The following is a 15,944-nucleotide window of genomic DNA, read 5'->3' on the forward strand; positions in this document are numbered from 1 at the left end:
GTGGGAGCGGGCTTGCCCGCGAAGGGGCCGAACCTGCTTAATGCAGCTCGAAGCTCTGCTGCTGCACCGCCTGCGAGTCGAGGCCGATCTGCACATTGAACTGGCCAGCCTCGGCGACGTGCTGCAGTTGGCCATTGTAGAACTTCAGGTCCTGCTCACTGATGTCGAAGGTCAAGGTTCGTGCTTCGCCAGCCTTGAGCATGACTTTCTGGAAGTTCTTCAGTTCCTTGACCGGGCGGCTCATCGACGCGCTCTGGTCCTGGATATACAGCTGCACCACGGTCTCGCCGTCACGCTTGCCGGTGTTCTTCACCGTCACCTTGGCCTGCAGGGTGCCGCCACGCTTGAGTTCCTTCTGCGACAGCGCCAGCCCCGACAGCTCGAAGCTGGTGTAGCTCAGGCCGTAGCCGAACGGGTACAGCGGGCCGTTGGGCTCCTCGAAGTACTGCGAGGTGTAGTTGCCCGGCTTGCCCGGGGTGAACGGGCGGCCGATGCGCATGTGGTTGTAGTACATCGGGATCTGCCCGACCGAGCGCGGGAAGGTGATGGCCAGGCGTCCGGACGGGTTGTAGTCGCCGAACAGCACGTCGGCGATGGCGTTGCCGCCCTCGGTGCCGCTGAACCAGGTCTCGAGGATGGCGTCGGCCTGCTCGCGCTCCCAGGCGATCGACAGCGGGCGGCCGTTCATCAGCACCAGTACCAGGGGCTTGCCGGTGGCCTTCAGCGCCTTGATCAGGTCACGTTGCACCGCCGGGATCTCGAGGGTCGTACGGCTCGACGATTCATGGGACATGCCACGGGACTCGCCGACCACGGCCACCACCACATCGGACTGCCTGGCTGCCTTGACTGCCTCGTCGATCAGCACGGCGGCCGGGCGTGGGTCGTCGACGATTTCAGGCGCGTCGAAGTTGAGGAAGTTCAGGTAGTCGAACATGGCCTTGTCGCCGGTCACGTTCGAACCCTTGGCGTAGACCAGTTTGGCCTTGCCTTCGACGGCGCGGCGCAGGCCCTCGCGCACGGTGACTGAGTGCTGCGGTTTGCCGTCGGCGGCCCAACTGCCCATCATGTCGATCGGCGCATCGGCCAGGGGGCCGACCAGGGCGATGGTGCCGGACTTTTTCAGCGGCAGGGTCTGCTCGCGGTTTTCCAGCAGCACCAGGCCACGGCGTGCCACGTCGCGGGCGGCGTCACGGTGCAGGCGGTTGTCGGCGTAGTAGTCTTTCAGGTCGGTTTCGGCCTTGGGAATGCGTACATAGGGGTCCTTGAACAGCCCCATGTCGTACTTGGCGCCCAGTACTTCACGCACCGCCTGGTCCAGCTCGGCCTGGCTGACTTCGCCGGACTTCAGCAGCCCCGGCAGCTCCTCGCCGTAGAGAGTGTCGTTCATGCTCATGTCGATGCCGGCCTTGATCGCCAGCTTGGCTGCTTCCCGGCCGTCGCGAGCCACGCCATGGCGGATCAGTTCCTGGATGGCGCCGTGGTCGCTGATGGTCACGCCCTTGAAGCCCCACTCCTTGCGCAGCAGGTCGTTCATCAGCCAGGTGTTGGAGGTGGCCGGCACGCCGTTGATCGAGTTCAGCGCCACCATCACCCCGCCGGCACCGGCGTCGAGCGCGGCGCGGTAGGGTGGCAGGTAGTCGTTGTACATCTTCGGCAGGCTCATATCGACCGTGTTGTAGTCGCGCCCGCCCTCGACCGCGCCGTAGAGGGCGAAGTGCTTGACGATGGCCATGATGCTGTCGGCGTTGGCCGGGCTCGAGCCCTGGAACGACTTGACCATCACCTGGCCGATCTTCGAGGTCAGGTAGGTGTCCTCGCCGAAGCCTTCGCTGGTGCGGCCCCAGCGTGGGTCACGGGCGATGTCGACCATCGGCGCGAAGGTCATGTCCAGCGAGTCGGCGGCGGCCTCGATGGCCGAGGTGCGGCCGACCTTGGCGATGGCGTTCATGTCCCAGGACGAGGCCAGGCCCAGGCCGATCGGGAAGATGGTGCGCTCGCCGTGGATGGTGTCGTAGGCGAAGAACATCGGGATCTTCAGGCGGCTGCGCATGGCCGCGTCCTGCATCGGGCGGTTCTCGGGGGCGGTACGCGAGTTGAAGGTGCCACCGATGCGTCCGGCGGCGATTTCCTCGCGGATCTTCTCGCGGGGCATCTCGGGGCCGATGCTGATCAGGCGCAACTGGCCGATCTTCTCGGCCTCGGTCATCTGGCCGACCAGATGGTCGATGAACGCCTGCTTGTCTTGCAGGGGCGCGGCGGTGGGGGCGGCAAGGGCCGCCTGACTGGCAAGGCCCATGGCCAGGCCCAGCAAAGACAGTTTCATCATCAATTCCGTTGTCGAGTGATAAGCGGCTGGCCGAGACGTTTCGTACGCCTGTTGTTGTCGCGTCCGCTGGCGGTTCTGTGGATCATTCATCCATGATCCGGCGCAGTCGCGGATTATGCCTTATATGAAGCGCTTGTTGAGATACACTCTCGCCCACCCGATTGCCGGGATAACAACGATAAGAACGCTCGAGAGACGATGGCATGACCGAATACGAACAGCGCCAGATCGCCGAGGCGATCGCCCGCGCCGAGCGGCGTACCGATGCGGAGCTGGTGACCGTGCTGGCCCGCCGCGCCGAAGACTTCCCCTACCTGCCGTTGCTCTGGGCCGCCCTGCTGGCCTTGCTGATCCCTGGCGCGTTGCACTTGTGGCTGGGTGGCATTGGCGTCAACGGCCTGCTGCTGGCGCAGATGCTGACCTTCATCAGCCTGTGCCTGCTGCTGCGCCACCCGCGCCTGGCGGCCTGGGTGGTACCGTCGGTGCTGCGGCGCAGGCGTGCGTCGGGCCTGGCCCGCCAGCAGTTTCTCGAGCTCAACCTGCAGCGAACCGCTGGAGCCACGGGCGTGCTGATCTTCGTCAGCGAAGCCGAGCGCCATGTCGAGATCCTGGTCGACGAAGGCATCGCCCGGCACCTGCCCGAGCAGGCACGCGAGGCGATCGTCGCCCGTTTCACCGACCAGGTGCGCCAGGGCCATACCCTGCAGGGTTTCGTCGAATGCATCGAGGCCTGCGGCGAGCTGCTCAGCGAACATGTGCCACCCACCCATGCGCGCAATGAGCTACCCAACCGCTTGGTGATTCTCGACTGAGTCTGACCAGACCGAAGGCGTGTAGGAGCGGGCTTGCCCCGCGAACACCGGCGAAGCCGGTGCAATAAGGCGGGTGCTGGTTTCGTGAGAATCACCATCGACGTAGAATGCCGGGCATTGCGCATTGCGCTCCCCGCATTTCGAGGCACCCGTTCCCATGTCGTCCCCTTCTTCCGCCCCTATCGCGCCGGACGCGCGTGCCCAGTTCCTAAGCCTGCTCGCCGACGCCCTGGCCGATGGCAGCCTGATCAAGCTGGTGCTGGCCCGTCATGTCGGCGCCGACCAGACCCTGCAGCGGATCATCGCCAAGCCGGTGCAGATCAAGGGCCAGGCCTGCCTGTCGCTGGTCTACCGTCACCAGACTCGCGACATCACCCGCAACCTGGCACTGGATCCGGCGCTGGCGTTGGTGACCGAGCTGTTGCCGGAGAGCTTTCGCAACGCGCACCTGTTCACCGCCGCCGGCGAGGTGCAACTGGAGTTCAGCAAGAAGGGCAAGCCGATGCTGCGCCGCCACCTGGCCCAGCCGGCGTCACGCGAAACGGGGGCTGGCGGGCACGACCGTGAGAAGAAGCGCTACCTGGAACTGTCGCGACCGTTCCTGCGTGACCTGGGGGTGACCGATGGGCAGGGCGCGCTGATCCCGTCGATGTCGCGCAAGTGGAAGCAGATCAACAAGTTCATCGAAGTCTTCGACCATGCCTTGAGCGGCGCGCCGGTGAGTGCGCAGCAGGCACTGAAAGTCGCCGACTTCGGTTCGGGCAAGGGCTACCTGACCTTCGCCATGCACGACTACCTGCGCAACACCCTCGGGCGTGAGGCGCAGGTCACCGGTGTCGAGTTGCGTGCGGACATGGTCGAGCTGTGCAACGCCGCCGCCGCGCGCCTGGAGCATCCGGGCCTGGTGTTCGAATGCGGTGATGTGCGCAGCGTGGTGCCTGAAGCCATCGACGTGATGATCGCCCTGCATGCCTGCGACATTGCCACTGACTACGCGATCCATACCGGTATTCGCTGCAATGCCGCGATCATCATGTGTTCGCCGTGCTGTCACAAGCAGGTCCGGCCGCAATTGCGCAGCCCTGGCCTGTTGCAGCCGATGCTGCAATACGGGCTGCATCTGGGCCAGCAGGCCGAGATGCTCACCGACAGCCTGCGCGCGCTCTATCTCGAGGCCTGTGGCTACGAGACCAAGGTGTTCGAGTTCATCTCACTCGAGCACACCAACAAGAACAAGATGATTCTTGCGGTCAAGCGCCGACAGCCCCAGGACAATGCGGCGCTGTTGGCGAAGATCGCCGAGCTCAAGGCGTTCTATGGGGTACGCGAGCATTGCCTGGAAACTCTGCTGCAGGCGGATGGCCTGATCGCTGGGTGATCGACCTCGCCTGGGCCTACAGCATCTTCCCAGTTTCGGTTAGGCCGTTTCCGAAAGAGCCTTTCTGAGCCTGTTGCAGCCTTCCTGGTACCTAGTCTGGCTTGTGGTGACGCCCGTCGGCGTCGTTAGGTTGTCACTTGACAACCTTTTTGCCATGCCCATACTGGAGCTCAATCGATGGCCCGTCCTCTCCATCCAAACAAGGAAGTCGAGCAGTCCCTGGCACATGCTGAGGCGCATGGCTGGAAAGTCACGGTGCGGGGCGGCCATTGCTGGGGGCGGATCTATTGCCCCAACAACGACCGCGAATGCCGCTGTGGCGAGTTTTGCATCACCAGCGTGTGGAGCACGCCCAGAAATCCGGGCACCTTCGCTCGCCAGTTGCGGCGGGTCGTGGATAACTGCACGTCGATGCGCGGGATCGTCAATCAGCCAGTGGAGCGAAAGTGATGGAGTACGAATTCACCCTCAAGTACCAATTGCACGAAGGCGTGGACGTCGATGCACTGATCGAGCTTCTGGGAGAGGCCGGTTGTGATGATGCGGTGGTCGGTAGCGGCCAGCCCGGTCGCCTGGCGCTGGCCTTCGCCCGCGAGGGTAAGACTGCGCGGGAAGCGATGCACAGCGCCCTGGAGAATGTCCGGCAGGTCTTGCCGGAGGCTCGCCTGATCGAAGCCAGTCCGGACCTGGTCGGTCTGACCGATGTGGCGGCGCTGGTGGGGGTGTCCCGACAGAACATGCGCAAGCTCATGCTCACGCATCATCGCACCTTCCCGGCCCCGGTGCATGACGGCAGCCTTTCGCTCTGGCACCTTGCCGACATCCTGGCCTGGATGCAGGCACGGGGTACCCACGCCGTTGCCCAGGCGCTCCATGAACTGGCCATCGTGGCGATGCAGGTGAATGTCGCCAGGGCCCAGGAACGGGTGGCGAGTGGCAGGTAATGCAGTCCATTGCATCATCGCCGTTGCGCAGGATCAGAAGAACCGGGTCACGCTGATCTTGGCATTGCGCCCCTGGGTATAGGCGTTCTCGCCCGACAGCTCCGGCCGGATGGCCTTGTTGAACAGGTTGTCCACGGTCAGGTTGACCTCGGTGCCCTTGAGGTACGGCTGCTGCGGTTTCCAGTTGGCGAACAGGCCGTGGATCTGGTACTTCTCGTTGCCGAAGTTATCGTAGTAGCGGTCGCCGAGTGCACTGGCCGGGCCTTCGAAATACTTGTCACTGGGCAGGTGGTGGGTGGCGCCGACGAACTGCGCGGTCCAGCCGACGCGGGCGTCCCAGGACGGAATCTTGACCCCCAGGGTGGTGATCCATTTCGGCGCCGGTACATCCTTGGCCCACACGTCGGGGCCCCAAGGGTTGGTGTAGGCGCCCTCATGGCGACCTTCCATCCAGGCGTACGACACCGCGCCGAACAGGTAGGTGGAGTCGTAGAACGTCTCGATCTCGAAACCCTTGTACACCACGTCGCCGATGTTGCGGTAGTTGCCCATCAGGCCGCCGCCGCAGGTGTCGGCGATGTTGCCGCCGGTGGCCAGTTGTTCCTGGCAGCCGACGCCAGTGGCCTTGAAAATTTCGTCGGTAACCTTGTTGCGGAACAGCGTGGTGCGCACCTGCGCGCTGTCGCCCTGAGTGAAGACATCGGCGAAGGTGCTGATGCTACCGGCGCGCAGGCCGGTAATACGCTCGGGGTCGAGGTTGCGGCTGGTGGCGGTGCGGCTGCCGATGCCCTGGACTTCGAACTGCTCGTCCAGCACCGGCGCGCGCCAGGTCTTGCTGTAGTCGGCGTACAGCGCGGTCTGCTCGGTCATTTTCCAGTACAGCGAAAGGCGCGGCGACCAGCCGCTGTAGGTCTTTTCGCTGTAATCGTGTCCGGCCGCCGGGTTGTTGTAGTAGGGCGCCTGGTTGGGCTTGCCCTCGTTGGCGACGTGGTCGTAGCGCAACGAGGGGGTGATGGTCAGGTCGCCCAGGGTAATGGCGTCCTGCAGGTAGTATCCCTGGCTATTGACCTTACCGCTGGGCATGAAGTACGGCTGGTAGTGCCCGTAGTTGTAGCGGGGGATCTCGTAGGTTTTGCCGGGCATCCACATCTGGGTGTCGCGGTCATGGCGGCGAATCTGCACACCGGCGGTGAGTGCATGTTCCAGCGGGCCAGTGAGGAAGGTGCTGATGTTCCTGACATCGAGCATGCGGTCCTTGTACTCGGTATCCATCCGCCGCCCGCCGGTGGAGGGTTGGATCACCGCATTGGCATTGCGCTCATCGGTCTGCTTGGTGTCGGACTCGGAATACTTGACCTGCAGGTCGACCCAGGGGTTTTCGATGGGCTGGTACTTGTAGGTGGTCGACCAGGTGGTGTCGATGGTGGTGCGGTTGGCCAGGAAGCGCTTGAGGGCGTCGGCATAGCCGTACTTCTTGATGTCCGCCGCCGAAGGTGGAGACGAGAAGGCGGTGGCGGCGAAGGTGGCCCAGCGCTCGCTTTCCGAGCGCGACCAGGAAAAGCCCAGGCTGTGCTCGTCGGTGAAATGGATGTTGGTCTTGAGCAACGTGCCTTCAAGGTCCAGGGCACTGTTGGGCAGGCGTCGTGGATTGATCGGCCATTGGTTGTTCGGATCGGGCAGGCGGTCGGCCATCTTCAGGTCGCCGCCATCGCGCTTGGTGAAGTACGCCAGGCCATCGATACGGCCATCATCGGTACGGCCGAACACTGCGGAGCTGTAGACCTGCTGATGGTCGTTACTGCCATAGCCGTACTTGAGCATGGCGCCGCTGTTGCGGCCATCCTGCAGCAGGTCGGTGGCGTCCTTGGTCTCCATGTGCACGCTGCCGCCAAGACCGCCGTTGCCGGTCTTGACCGAGTGCGGACCTTTCTCCACCTCGATGTACTTGATCAGCTCCGGCTCGATGAAAATGGTGCCTTGCTGGTAGCGCTCGAAGCCACTCTTGGGCGCGCCGTCCACGGTCATCGGCACGTCTTCGGCATCACCCATGCCCCAGATGTTGATGGTCTGGCCGCCAGGCTTGGACGAGCCGCCCATGTTCACCCCGGGCAGCGTTGCCAGCACGCTGGGGATGTTGCTGGGCTGGTAGCGGTCGATCTGTTCCTGGTTGAGGGTAGAGCGGCCGACGCTGCTGGCATCGACCTGCTGGCCGTCACCAACGATGCTCACCGCCCCGAGTTGCAGGCTGTTGTCGGCTGTCGGGTCGTCTTCGCGCAAGCGCACCACGTAGGTGTTACCCATGCGTACCACGTTGAAGCGGCTGCCCATCAGCAGATGGCTGATGGCCGCCTCTGTCTCGAAGTCGCCCTTGAGCGCCGGTGCCTGGGTGCTGCCGAGCAGGGCCTCGTCGAACAGCAACTGGACCTTGGCCTGCTGGGCCAGCTGGCTCAGCGAACGGGCCAGCGGTTGCGCCGGCAGGTCGAAAGGCACAGGCGCGGCTTCGGCGGCCAGGCTCATGGCCAGGCACAGGGCCAGCAGGGTGGGTCGGGCAGGCAGGCAGTGCAATGGACGCAACGCGGACAACATGGATTCCCCCAATCGGCAAAAGGCCGGAAAAAGCCCGCCATCACACGGCAGGCGGGGAGGAAGACGCGGCGTTGCGACAAAACCTCACCTGCAAATGATAAAAATTCTCAAATTATTTTTTAGCGTCGCTCGATGCGCAGGCGTCCGTCGGCGAGCAAGGTGGTCTTGACCGGCAACAGCGCGGGCAGGGCATTGAGCAGGGCGTCCGGATCGTGCACGTCGAGGTTGCCGGACACCTTGTAGCGACCGAGCGCCGGATCGGCCAGCACCACCGGGTGCTGGCGATACAGGCCGAGCTCGTCGACCAGGCTGGCCAGTTCGCGGTTGCGGAAGCTCACATGGCCCTCGCGCCAGTCGGCGATCGGTTGCTCACCGAGTTCGTGGCGGGTCAGGCTGCCGCGCGCCAGGTCGTAGGTGGCGCCCTGTCGGGCGCCGAGCAGCACGGGTGGTTGTCGTTCGCCCGGCGTATCGAACGCTACCTGGCCATGGGCGACCGCCACCACCAATTCGCGTTCGCCACGGCGCAGGTCGAAGCCGGTGCCGACCACGCGCACCCGGCCGCTGCCGGCGTCGACGAAGAGGGGGCGTTCCTTGTCCGGCGCCACCTCGATGTACAACTGGCCGTGGTCGAGATGGATCAGTCGGCGCTCGGCGCTGAAGTCCAGGCGCAGGCGGGTCTGGGCGTTGACGAAGAGCTGGCTGCCGTCGGGCAGTTGCAGGGTCTGCAAGGCCTGGCCGGCGGCGATGCGCTGGCTGAAGGCGGTGCTGCCCGCCCCCAGGTTGCCCGCCAGCACCGCGCAGAGCAGGGCCGCCGCGGTTGCCAGGGCCGGGCGCCAGCGTGGCGTGCGGCGCACCGGCAAGGGCACAGGGCGGTTGGCCTGCTTGAGCGCGGCCAGGTCATCCCACAACTGTTCGAACTGGCGGTAGGCGCGGGTGTGCTCGGGCGTCTGCATCCACAGGGCGAACGCCTTGCGCTCCTGGCGCGAGGGCTGGTTGCGGTTGCGGCTGAACCAGCTCGCCGCCTGGGCGTCGATCGGGCGCGGGTCGAGCTCGTCGGTGGGGGTCATGGGAACTGCTCCGTGCCGTTGTCACTGTCCAGGCGTTGCTTGCATTGCAGCAGGGCGGCGGCGATGTGCTTTTCGACCATGCTGACGGAAATGTTCATGCGTTCGGCGATCTGGGCCTGGGTCAGGCCTTCGAAACGGTGCAGCATAAGGGCTTCGCGGCGTCGCGGCGAGAGTTCGGCGAGCACCTGGCGCAATTGATTCAGCCGTTGTTGCTGCTGGGCGTGGTCCAGCGGGTCGTTGGCTGGTGGATTCTGCGCCTCGGGCAGGGTGTCGTCGGCCAGCACCGCGTGGCGGACTTTCTGCCGTCGCCAATGGTCGCTCAGCAGGTTGCGCGCCACCTGGAACAGGAACGCGCGGGGCTGTTCGACCTTGGCCCGATCCCGGTAGCCCAGCCACTGGGCGAACACATCCTGGGTCATGTCTGCGGCATCGCTGGCATTGTCCATGCGCTTGCGCAGGAAATGCAGGATGTCGGCATAGAAACCGTGGGCGACAGGGTCGGGCTTGGGGCGCTGCATGCACGCTTTCCGGGCTGGCGTGGAGGAAAGGGTGCGGATCTTATCGAGAATTATTTACATTTGCAAAGTTGCCGAATCAATGCCGACGAGCGTGGCTGGCGGGTACGGCAATCGCCAATTCGGCCAACCCCAGGGGATGACTGACTGAATCGAAGAAATGTAGGGGAACCTGGGCAAGATCAGCGAAACGGTCGATAAAGTGCTGCTTCTGGTTGATGATCGAAGCCTCGTTCAATGGTCGGATGGCGATGGCCAGGTGCTGGGGCCGTGCCTGACGGATGGCCTCGAGCAGGTGCTGGTCGCTGGCGTCCAGGTGCTGCCCGAACAGGCACAGGCCACCCTGTTCACGGGCCAGTTGCCCCAGGCTCCAGGACAGGTAGTCGCTGTTGCGGATGGCGCGCAGCTTGTCCTCGCTGCGGCTCTCGTTGACGAAAAGCGGCACTTCGCCGGGGATGTTGACGGCGAAGCCTTCGAGCAGTTCGGCCTGTTCCGCGCCACGCTGGCGGGTGCTGCCGTCGGGTAACTTAAGCAGGTGCATGCCGCCATGCAGGTGCAGGACACGGATGCCTTCGACCTGGCTGCGGCGCACATCGAAGAAACCCTGCTCGTCGAACAGGCTGGCGAAACCTTGCGCATCCTGGGCCATGGACCAGGGCAGGATCAGGTCGTAGTTGCTGGTGTAGACGGTGCGGTACTGGCGCAGCGCCTGGTTGATGGCCGTGCGCGCCGCGTCGGGGAACAGCGGCCAGGGCAGGTGCACGGCGCGCACCGCGTGGATCAGCGCTTCCTTGATCGAGTAGTAGCGGTTCAGCGGCGCGGTGGAGTTGATCGCCAGCGCGGCGTTTGCCCGTACCGTGGTGTTCAGGGTGCTGAGCACCGGCTCGAACAGCTCGCTGCCCAGGGCCTTGAACAGCGCCTGGTCGCTCACGCCCAGCGCCTTGTGCCGTACCTGTTGGGCTTGTTCGAATAACGAGAAGTAGCCGAACGGTTTCCACAGCGCGCGGCTGGCGCCGTTGCCCAGCAGCAGGGCCGTGCTGGGGTGGCGCTGGTTGAGGTCGGCCCAGGAGGGCAGGTGGGCGTCGAGAGCGGGCATGGGCGGTCCGTTGGGTGTGGCGGAAAACGCCGGGGACTTTAGCATGTCATGCAGAGTGTGCGAGGCTTGCGCCTTCAAGGACTGCACCGTTGACCTTGCCGGCGTCTTCCAGAGGCCGGCCCCGATCTGCAAAGGACTCCCCATGTACAAGACTCTTCTCCTGGCCACCCTGCTGGCGAGCACTGCCGCCCATGCCACTGACGGCAAGGCCCTCGCCAGCGCCCAGGACATTCCTCATCCGACCGTGATCGCCCACCGCGGCGCCTCGTTCGACGCACCTGAGTCCACCACCCCTGCCTACCTGCTGGCCCGTGAACTGGGCGCCGACTACCTGGAAATGGACCTGCAGCGCACTCGCGATGGCGTGCTGGTGGTGGTTCACGACGATGTGTTGGCCCGCACCAGCGACGTCGCCGAACGTTACCCGGAGCGCAAGGCCAGCCCGGTCAGCGCCTTCACCCTGGCCGAACTCAAGGCGCTGGATGCTGGCAGCTGGTTCAACAAGGCCTATCCCGAGCGTGCCCGGGATGCGTTCAAGGGCCAGCGCATCCTGACCCTGGACGAGGTGATCGACATCGCTGAAGGCAACCCCGAGCGTCACCCCGGTCTGTACATCGAGACCAAGGAACCGGCCCAGTTCCCTGGCATCGAGCAGGACCTGAAGAAGCGCCTCGAGGCCCGCGGCTGGCTCGACAAGCCGGGCCGGGTGGTGTTGCAGACCTTCGACCGCAACAGCCTCAAACTGCTGCACGAAGCCATGCCGCAGGTGCCGAAGATCCTCTTGCTGTGGGTGGCCAAGGGCAGCATCGAGCCGGCCTCCGGGCAGGACTTCGCCGAGTCCGGCGAGCAGGACAAGTCGGCCTTCTACGCCCGCCAGCAACCGAAGGATCGCGCCGAGTTCGAGCGCTGGCTCGACTACGCCAAGGCCGGCGGCGCCATCGGCACCGGCCCTTCGGCGATCCGCACCCACCTGGGTGAGCAGAGCTATTCCGACCTGATTCAGCCCTGGATGAACCAGGCCAGTCATGACAAAGGCCTGCTGGTGCACGTCTACACCCTCGACGAGGCGGTGGACTTCGACAAGGCGATGAAAGCCGGCGTCGATGGCATCTTCACCAACCGCGCCGCTGAGCTGATGCGCTTCTATGGCCGGCCGTTGCCGCAGAACGAGGGCCAGTTGCTGCGCAAGCTGGGTTACTGATCGACAAGATGCTGGCGATGGCCGAATGACATGTGTGAGAATGATAGGAATTCCTATTAGCGGCCCTCGCCACATCCGCAATGACCTCCCTTTCCAGCGTTTGGCACGCCCGGCCGGCCCTCAAGGCGGCCGTCGACGATCTGCTCGCCCATTACAGCGATCTGCGCCGCTACCTCTGCGGGCGGCTGCGCAATCCTGACGATGCCGCCGACATCGCCCAGTCCAGCTTCGCCCAGGCCTATGCCCATGCGCTCAACACACCGGTGATCAATGCCCGGGCCTTGCTGTTCCAGGCGGCGCGCAACCTGTGCATCGACCAGTACCGCCGGCGCAGCACCGAACTGGCGGCGCTGGAAGATTGGCTGGCGCGGGCAGATTGGCTCAGCCCCAGCGTGGAAGAGATCATGATTGCGCGCGAACAGCTGCAGCACCTGATCGCCCGCATTGAACGCATGCCCAGGCTGCGTCGCGAGGTGTTCGTCCGCGTGCGCCTGCACGGCCACAGTCATCGTGAGGTGTGCGAGGCCCTGGCGCTGTCGGCCAAGTCGGTCGAGCTGCATATCGCCCGGGCGGTCTTCGACCTGTCCGAGCTGCGCCTGGCGAGCTGTCATGACTGAGCCGGCCGCGCCGCGCAAGGTGCAGCAGGCGCTGGTCTACCTGGCGGCGCTGCAAGGGGACGATCCGGAACGCGTGCGCAAGACTCACGGCCTGGCGCAGCGCTGGCGCGGGCGCAGCGCCGAGCATGAGCGCGCCTGGCTGGAGGCCGAGCAGCGCTGGCAGCTGGTTCACCGCCTCGCGCCGCAACTGCGTGGCGCGTTGCAGCCGCAGGCCTGCGACGTCGGTCGTCGGCGGGTGCTGCGCCAGGGCGGCGCGCTGGCCGTGCTGCTGGCCGCGGGTGGCTGGCTGGGCTGGATGTACAAGCGCACCGCGCCGTTCCACCACGACCTGCAGACGGCCCACGCGCAGGCGCCGCAGGCCCTGGCGCTGCCGGACGGCAGCCAGTTGCTGGTGGCGGCCGAAAGCAACCTGCGCGTGCGTTTCGATCATGGCCAGCGCCAGGTCCTGTTGCTGCACGGCAACGTGTTCTTCGATGTCACCCATGAGCTGTGGCGACCGTTCCTGATCAGCACGCGCCTGGGCGTGGTCCAGGTGCTGGGCACCGCCTTCACGGTCAGCGACCGCGGCGACCGGGTTCAGGTGGCGGTGGCCCGGGGGCGAGTCCAGGTGCGCGACCTGCAGGGGGGCGAGCAGGTGCTGCAGGCCGGCGAACGCATCTGCCTGGATGGCCAGGGGCGGTTGGGCAGCTTGCGTGCCGGTGGCCGGTTCGGCCCGGACCTGGCGCACTGGCAGCGGGGATGGTGGTCGTTCACCGACCAGCCGCTGGTCGAGGTGATCGGCGAGCTCAATGCCTATGTCGGGCGGACTGTTCGGGTCGATCCGGGGGTGGCCAACCTGCGCTTGACGGGCAGTTTCCCGAGCGACCGTCCTGAAGTGTTGCTCGAGGCGTTGCCGGGCATCCTGCCGGTCAGGCTGCTGGAGCAGGGGGCGGTGCGCCTGGTCGTGCCGCGCTGAAAACCTGCGAAATTGTTTTGAGGGGTAGATGGCTGCTGCCGCGTCATCAGCTGTGAACCCACCTCCTGCAAGGACCGATCATGTCGCTTTTCACCCCCCGCTTCCCCGGCACCCTGCGGCGCCTGGCCCTGGCCTGCGCCCTCGGCGGCAGCGGCCTGGCCCTGGCCGACAGCCAGCCGCTGAACCTCGACCTGCCGGGTCAGTCGCTGGAGGCCACGGTGCATGCCCTGGCCCATGAATCGGGGGTGGCGATCGCCGCCGACAGCCGTGTACTGGCCGGGCGCAGCGCGCCTGCCCTGCAGGGCCGCTACACGGTGCTGCAGGCCCTGCGCCAGCTGCTGGCCGGCAGCGACCTGGTGGCGGTGGAAGAAAACGGTGTGATCATCCTGCGCGGCCCGACCGACCAGGGTGCCCTGACCCTGGGGGCGACCACGGTCAATGCCTCGGGCTTCAACAGCGACCTGCCGGAAAGCTACAGCGGTGGCCAGGTGGCCCGTGGTGCGCGCATCGGCATGCTGGGCAACCGCGACCTGATGGACACCCCCTTCAGCGTCACCGCCTACACCGCCAAGACCATCGAGAACCAGCAGAGCGGCACGGTCGGCGCGGTGTTGCGCAACGACCCGTCGATCCGCTTCAGCACCGGTGAAGGGCATGCCTACGAGAACTTCATGATCCGTGGCTATGCCCTGGACTCAACCGAGCTGGCGCTGGGTGGTCTCTACGGCCTGGCGCCCGATGGTCACGTGCCGACCGAATTCCTCGAGCGCGTCGAGGTGCTCAAGGGACCGGGCGCGCTGCTCAATGGCATGGCGCCCAACGGTGGCGTCGGTGGGGTGGTCAACCTGGTGCCCAAGCGTGCCGGCGATGCGCCGTTGACCCGCCTGACCACCAGCTACGTGTCCGATGGTTATGTCGCCGAGCACATCGATGTCGGCCGGCGCTTCGCCGATGGCCGCTTCGGCATTCGTTTCAACGGGGTCTACGGCAGCGGCGACACGGGTGTAGACGAACAGTCCAAGGACCGCACCCTGGCGGCGTTGGCCCTGGACTATCGGGGCGACGATTTCAAACTCGAACTGGATGCCTACGAAACCCACGAGAAACTGGAGAATGGCAGCCCGATGATGGCCGGCTTCAGCGACCTCAAGCATGTGACCCGCGCACCCAAGCCGGACACCAACATCCTCGAAGGTATTCACGCCCGTCAGATCAGCAAGGCCGTGGTGGTGCGTGGCGAATACCAGCTCGATGACAGCTGGACCGCCTACGCCAGCGTCGGTGGCGCGCGCACCCGCTACGATGGTTTCCTCAACGGCACCCGCGCTGTAGTGAAGAAGGACGACGGCACCGCTTCGGCCAACACCTTCAATCAGGCCGGCTATACCCATAGCCTGTCCACCGAGGCGGGCCTGCGTGGCAACTTCATGACCGGAGCTGTTAGCCATCAACTGGTGCTCAGCACCACCTTGTTGCATCAGGATATCGGCCGTTCGCCGACCGTCACCGGAAAGCCGTACACCACCAACATCTATCATCCGGGCAAGCCAATCATTGCTGGTGATCACGGCAAGAGTACCAAGACGGGTGACAACACCCTCTCGAGTTTCGCCGTGGCCGATACCCTGGGCTTCCTGGATGAGCGGGTGCTGCTCACCTTGGGCGCGCGCGCTCAGCGTGTCAGGCAGAAGATGAGCAACCCCGCTTATGACGAGCGCAAGCTGACCCCGGCCGTGGGTATCGTGCTCAAGCCTTGGGAAGCGCCGGTATCGCTGTACGCCAACTACATCGAGGGTCTGACCCAGGGCGGCATGGTCACCGACCAGAAGGCCGCCAACTACGGCGAGCAGTTCGCGCCCTATGTTGCCAAGCAGATGGAAGCTGGGGTGAAGTGGGACCTGGGTGACTTCACCCACACGCTGGCCGTGTTCCAGATCGAAAAGCCCAGCACGATCTACGACAAGGCCAGCAACCGTTACAACAACAGCGGCGAGCAGCGTAACCGAGGGGTGGAGTGGACGATGTTCGGCGAAGTCGTGCCCAGCGTTCGCTTGCTTGGCGGGGTGACCTATACCCGTGCCGTGCTGACCAAGACCGACAATGGCGCCCTGGACGGCAACACCGCCCGTGGTGTGCCGGCCTGGTCGGCCAACCTCGGCGCCGAGTGGGACCTGCCTGGGGTCGAGGGCCTGACCTTGACCGCCCTGGGTATCCACAGCAGCTCCCAGTACCTCGATTCCGCCAACCAGCTGAAGATCCCGCAGTGGACCCGCTACGACCTCGGCGCGCGCTATGCGACCAAGGTGCTGAGCAAGGAGGTGACCCTGCGCGCCAGTCTGGAGAACGTCGAGAACCGCGCCTACTGGGCCGGAGTGTTCAACGATGGCTACGCCACCGTCAGCGAACCGCGCACGCTCAAACTCTCCGCCAGCGTCGACTTCTGA

Annotated in this window: 13 protein-coding genes; 8 read left to right on the plus strand and 5 right to left on the minus strand. The window is 65.2% G+C overall.

The window, feature by feature from the left end; all coding sequences use genetic code 11:
• Positions 1–37 precede the first annotated feature (37 nt).
• Entirely contained in the window at positions 38–2,329 is a 2,292-nt protein-coding gene (bglX, locus tag V0R62_RS04370) for a beta-glucosidase BglX (protein WP_330102897.1), read from the minus strand.
• A gap of 203 nt (positions 2,330–2,532) precedes the next feature.
• Between bglX and V0R62_RS04375 the strand changes: the two genes are divergently transcribed.
• The 4 genes from V0R62_RS04375 to V0R62_RS04390 all read left to right on the plus strand — a co-directional run bounded on the left by V0R62_RS04375 (position 2,533) and on the right by V0R62_RS04390 (position 5,463).
• On the plus strand, positions 2,533–3,141 hold the full coding sequence (locus V0R62_RS04375; RefSeq protein ID WP_330102898.1) for a TPM domain-containing protein: 609 nt from the start codon (positions 2,533–2,535) through the stop codon (positions 3,139–3,141).
• 157 nt (positions 3,142–3,298) lie between these two features.
• Positions 3,299–4,519, plus strand: a complete 1,221-nt coding sequence (locus tag V0R62_RS04380) for a class I SAM-dependent methyltransferase (protein ID WP_330102899.1) — start codon at positions 3,299–3,301, stop codon at positions 4,517–4,519.
• 177 nt (positions 4,520–4,696) lie between these two features.
• Complete coding sequence (locus V0R62_RS04385) at positions 4,697–4,969, plus strand: hypothetical protein (protein WP_330102900.1); 273 nt, start codon at positions 4,697–4,699, stop codon at positions 4,967–4,969.
• Complete coding sequence (locus V0R62_RS04390; protein WP_330102901.1) at positions 4,969–5,463, plus strand: helix-turn-helix transcriptional regulator; 495 nt, start codon at positions 4,969–4,971, stop codon at positions 5,461–5,463. The genes V0R62_RS04385 and V0R62_RS04390 overlap by 1 nt, the downstream gene beginning before the upstream one ends.
• 33 nt (positions 5,464–5,496) lie before the next feature.
• On the opposite strand, the gene V0R62_RS04395 is transcribed toward V0R62_RS04390, so the two are convergent.
• From V0R62_RS04395 to V0R62_RS04410, 4 genes are all read right to left on the minus strand, one after another.
• Positions 5,497–8,049 (minus strand): TonB-dependent receptor, encoded by a 2,553-nt coding sequence (locus tag V0R62_RS04395; protein ID WP_330102902.1) that lies wholly within the window; start codon positions 8,047–8,049, stop codon positions 5,497–5,499.
• Between the two features lie 119 nt (positions 8,050–8,168).
• Entirely contained in the window at positions 8,169–9,116 is a 948-nt protein-coding gene (locus V0R62_RS04400; RefSeq protein ID WP_330102903.1) for a FecR family protein, read from the minus strand.
• Positions 9,113–9,634 carry an RNA polymerase sigma factor gene (locus tag V0R62_RS04405; RefSeq protein ID WP_198743094.1) on the minus strand — a complete coding sequence of 174 codons (522 nt, stop codon included), beginning with the start codon at positions 9,632–9,634 and terminating at the stop codon, positions 9,113–9,115. Before V0R62_RS04405 ends, V0R62_RS04400 begins: the two co-directional genes overlap by 4 nt.
• Before the next feature lie 76 nt (positions 9,635–9,710).
• Positions 9,711–10,727: a DUF4917 family protein gene (locus V0R62_RS04410; protein WP_330102904.1), complete on the minus strand. Its 1,017-nt coding sequence runs from the start codon at positions 10,725–10,727 to the stop codon at positions 9,711–9,713.
• A 142-nt stretch (positions 10,728–10,869) separates the two neighbouring features.
• Between V0R62_RS04410 and V0R62_RS04415 the strand changes: the two genes are divergently transcribed.
• The 4 genes from V0R62_RS04415 (at position 10,870) to V0R62_RS04430 (ending at position 15,944) form a co-directional block, all read left to right on the plus strand.
• On the plus strand, positions 10,870–11,928 hold the full coding sequence (locus V0R62_RS04415; RefSeq protein WP_330102905.1) for a glycerophosphodiester phosphodiesterase family protein: 1,059 nt from the start codon (positions 10,870–10,872) through the stop codon (positions 11,926–11,928).
• An 80-nt stretch (positions 11,929–12,008) separates the two neighbouring features.
• The gene (locus V0R62_RS04420; protein WP_330102906.1) at positions 12,009–12,545 is read left to right on the plus strand and encodes an RNA polymerase sigma factor; all 537 of its coding nucleotides are present in this window, start codon (positions 12,009–12,011) and stop codon (positions 12,543–12,545) included.
• The gene (locus V0R62_RS04425; protein ID WP_330102907.1) at positions 12,538–13,500 is read left to right on the plus strand and encodes a FecR family protein; all 963 of its coding nucleotides are present in this window, start codon (positions 12,538–12,540) and stop codon (positions 13,498–13,500) included. Before V0R62_RS04420 ends, V0R62_RS04425 begins: the two co-directional genes overlap by 8 nt.
• Positions 13,501–13,580: 80 nt before the next feature.
• Positions 13,581–15,944, plus strand: a complete 2,364-nt coding sequence (locus V0R62_RS04430; RefSeq protein ID WP_330102908.1) for a TonB-dependent receptor — start codon at positions 13,581–13,583, stop codon at positions 15,942–15,944.

This window comes from Pseudomonas carassii, assembly GCF_036324045.1.
Lineage (GTDB): Bacteria > Pseudomonadota > Gammaproteobacteria > Pseudomonadales > Pseudomonadaceae > Aquipseudomonas > Aquipseudomonas peradeniyensis.

Bases quoted from the DNA above. Each gene is read 5' to 3' on its own strand.
- bglX (WP_330102897.1), bottom strand. From the start codon at position 2,329: ATGATGAAACTGTCTTTGCTGGGCCTGGCCATGGGCCTTGCCAGTCAG.
- V0R62_RS04375 (WP_330102898.1), top strand. From the start codon at position 2,533: ATGACCGAATACGAACAGCGCCAGATCGCCGAGGCGATCGCCCGCGCC.
- V0R62_RS04380 (WP_330102899.1), top strand. From the start codon at position 3,299: ATGTCGTCCCCTTCTTCCGCCCCTATCGCGCCGGACGCGCGTGCCCAG.
- V0R62_RS04385 (WP_330102900.1), top strand. From the start codon at position 4,697: ATGGCCCGTCCTCTCCATCCAAACAAGGAAGTCGAGCAGTCCCTGGCA.
- V0R62_RS04390 (WP_330102901.1), top strand. From the start codon at position 4,969: ATGGAGTACGAATTCACCCTCAAGTACCAATTGCACGAAGGCGTGGAC.
- V0R62_RS04395 (WP_330102902.1), bottom strand. From the start codon at position 8,049: ATGTTGTCCGCGTTGCGTCCATTGCACTGCCTGCCTGCCCGACCCACC.
- V0R62_RS04400 (WP_330102903.1), bottom strand. From the start codon at position 9,116: ATGACCCCCACCGACGAGCTCGACCCGCGCCCGATCGACGCCCAGGCG.
- V0R62_RS04405 (WP_198743094.1), bottom strand. From the start codon at position 9,634: ATGCAGCGCCCCAAGCCCGACCCTGTCGCCCACGGTTTCTATGCCGAC.
- V0R62_RS04410 (WP_330102904.1), bottom strand. From the start codon at position 10,727: ATGCCCGCTCTCGACGCCCACCTGCCCTCCTGGGCCGACCTCAACCAG.
- V0R62_RS04415 (WP_330102905.1), top strand. From the start codon at position 10,870: ATGTACAAGACTCTTCTCCTGGCCACCCTGCTGGCGAGCACTGCCGCC.
- V0R62_RS04420 (WP_330102906.1), top strand. From the start codon at position 12,009: ATGACCTCCCTTTCCAGCGTTTGGCACGCCCGGCCGGCCCTCAAGGCG.
- V0R62_RS04425 (WP_330102907.1), top strand. From the start codon at position 12,538: ATGACTGAGCCGGCCGCGCCGCGCAAGGTGCAGCAGGCGCTGGTCTAC.
- V0R62_RS04430 (WP_330102908.1), top strand. From the start codon at position 13,581: ATGTCGCTTTTCACCCCCCGCTTCCCCGGCACCCTGCGGCGCCTGGCC.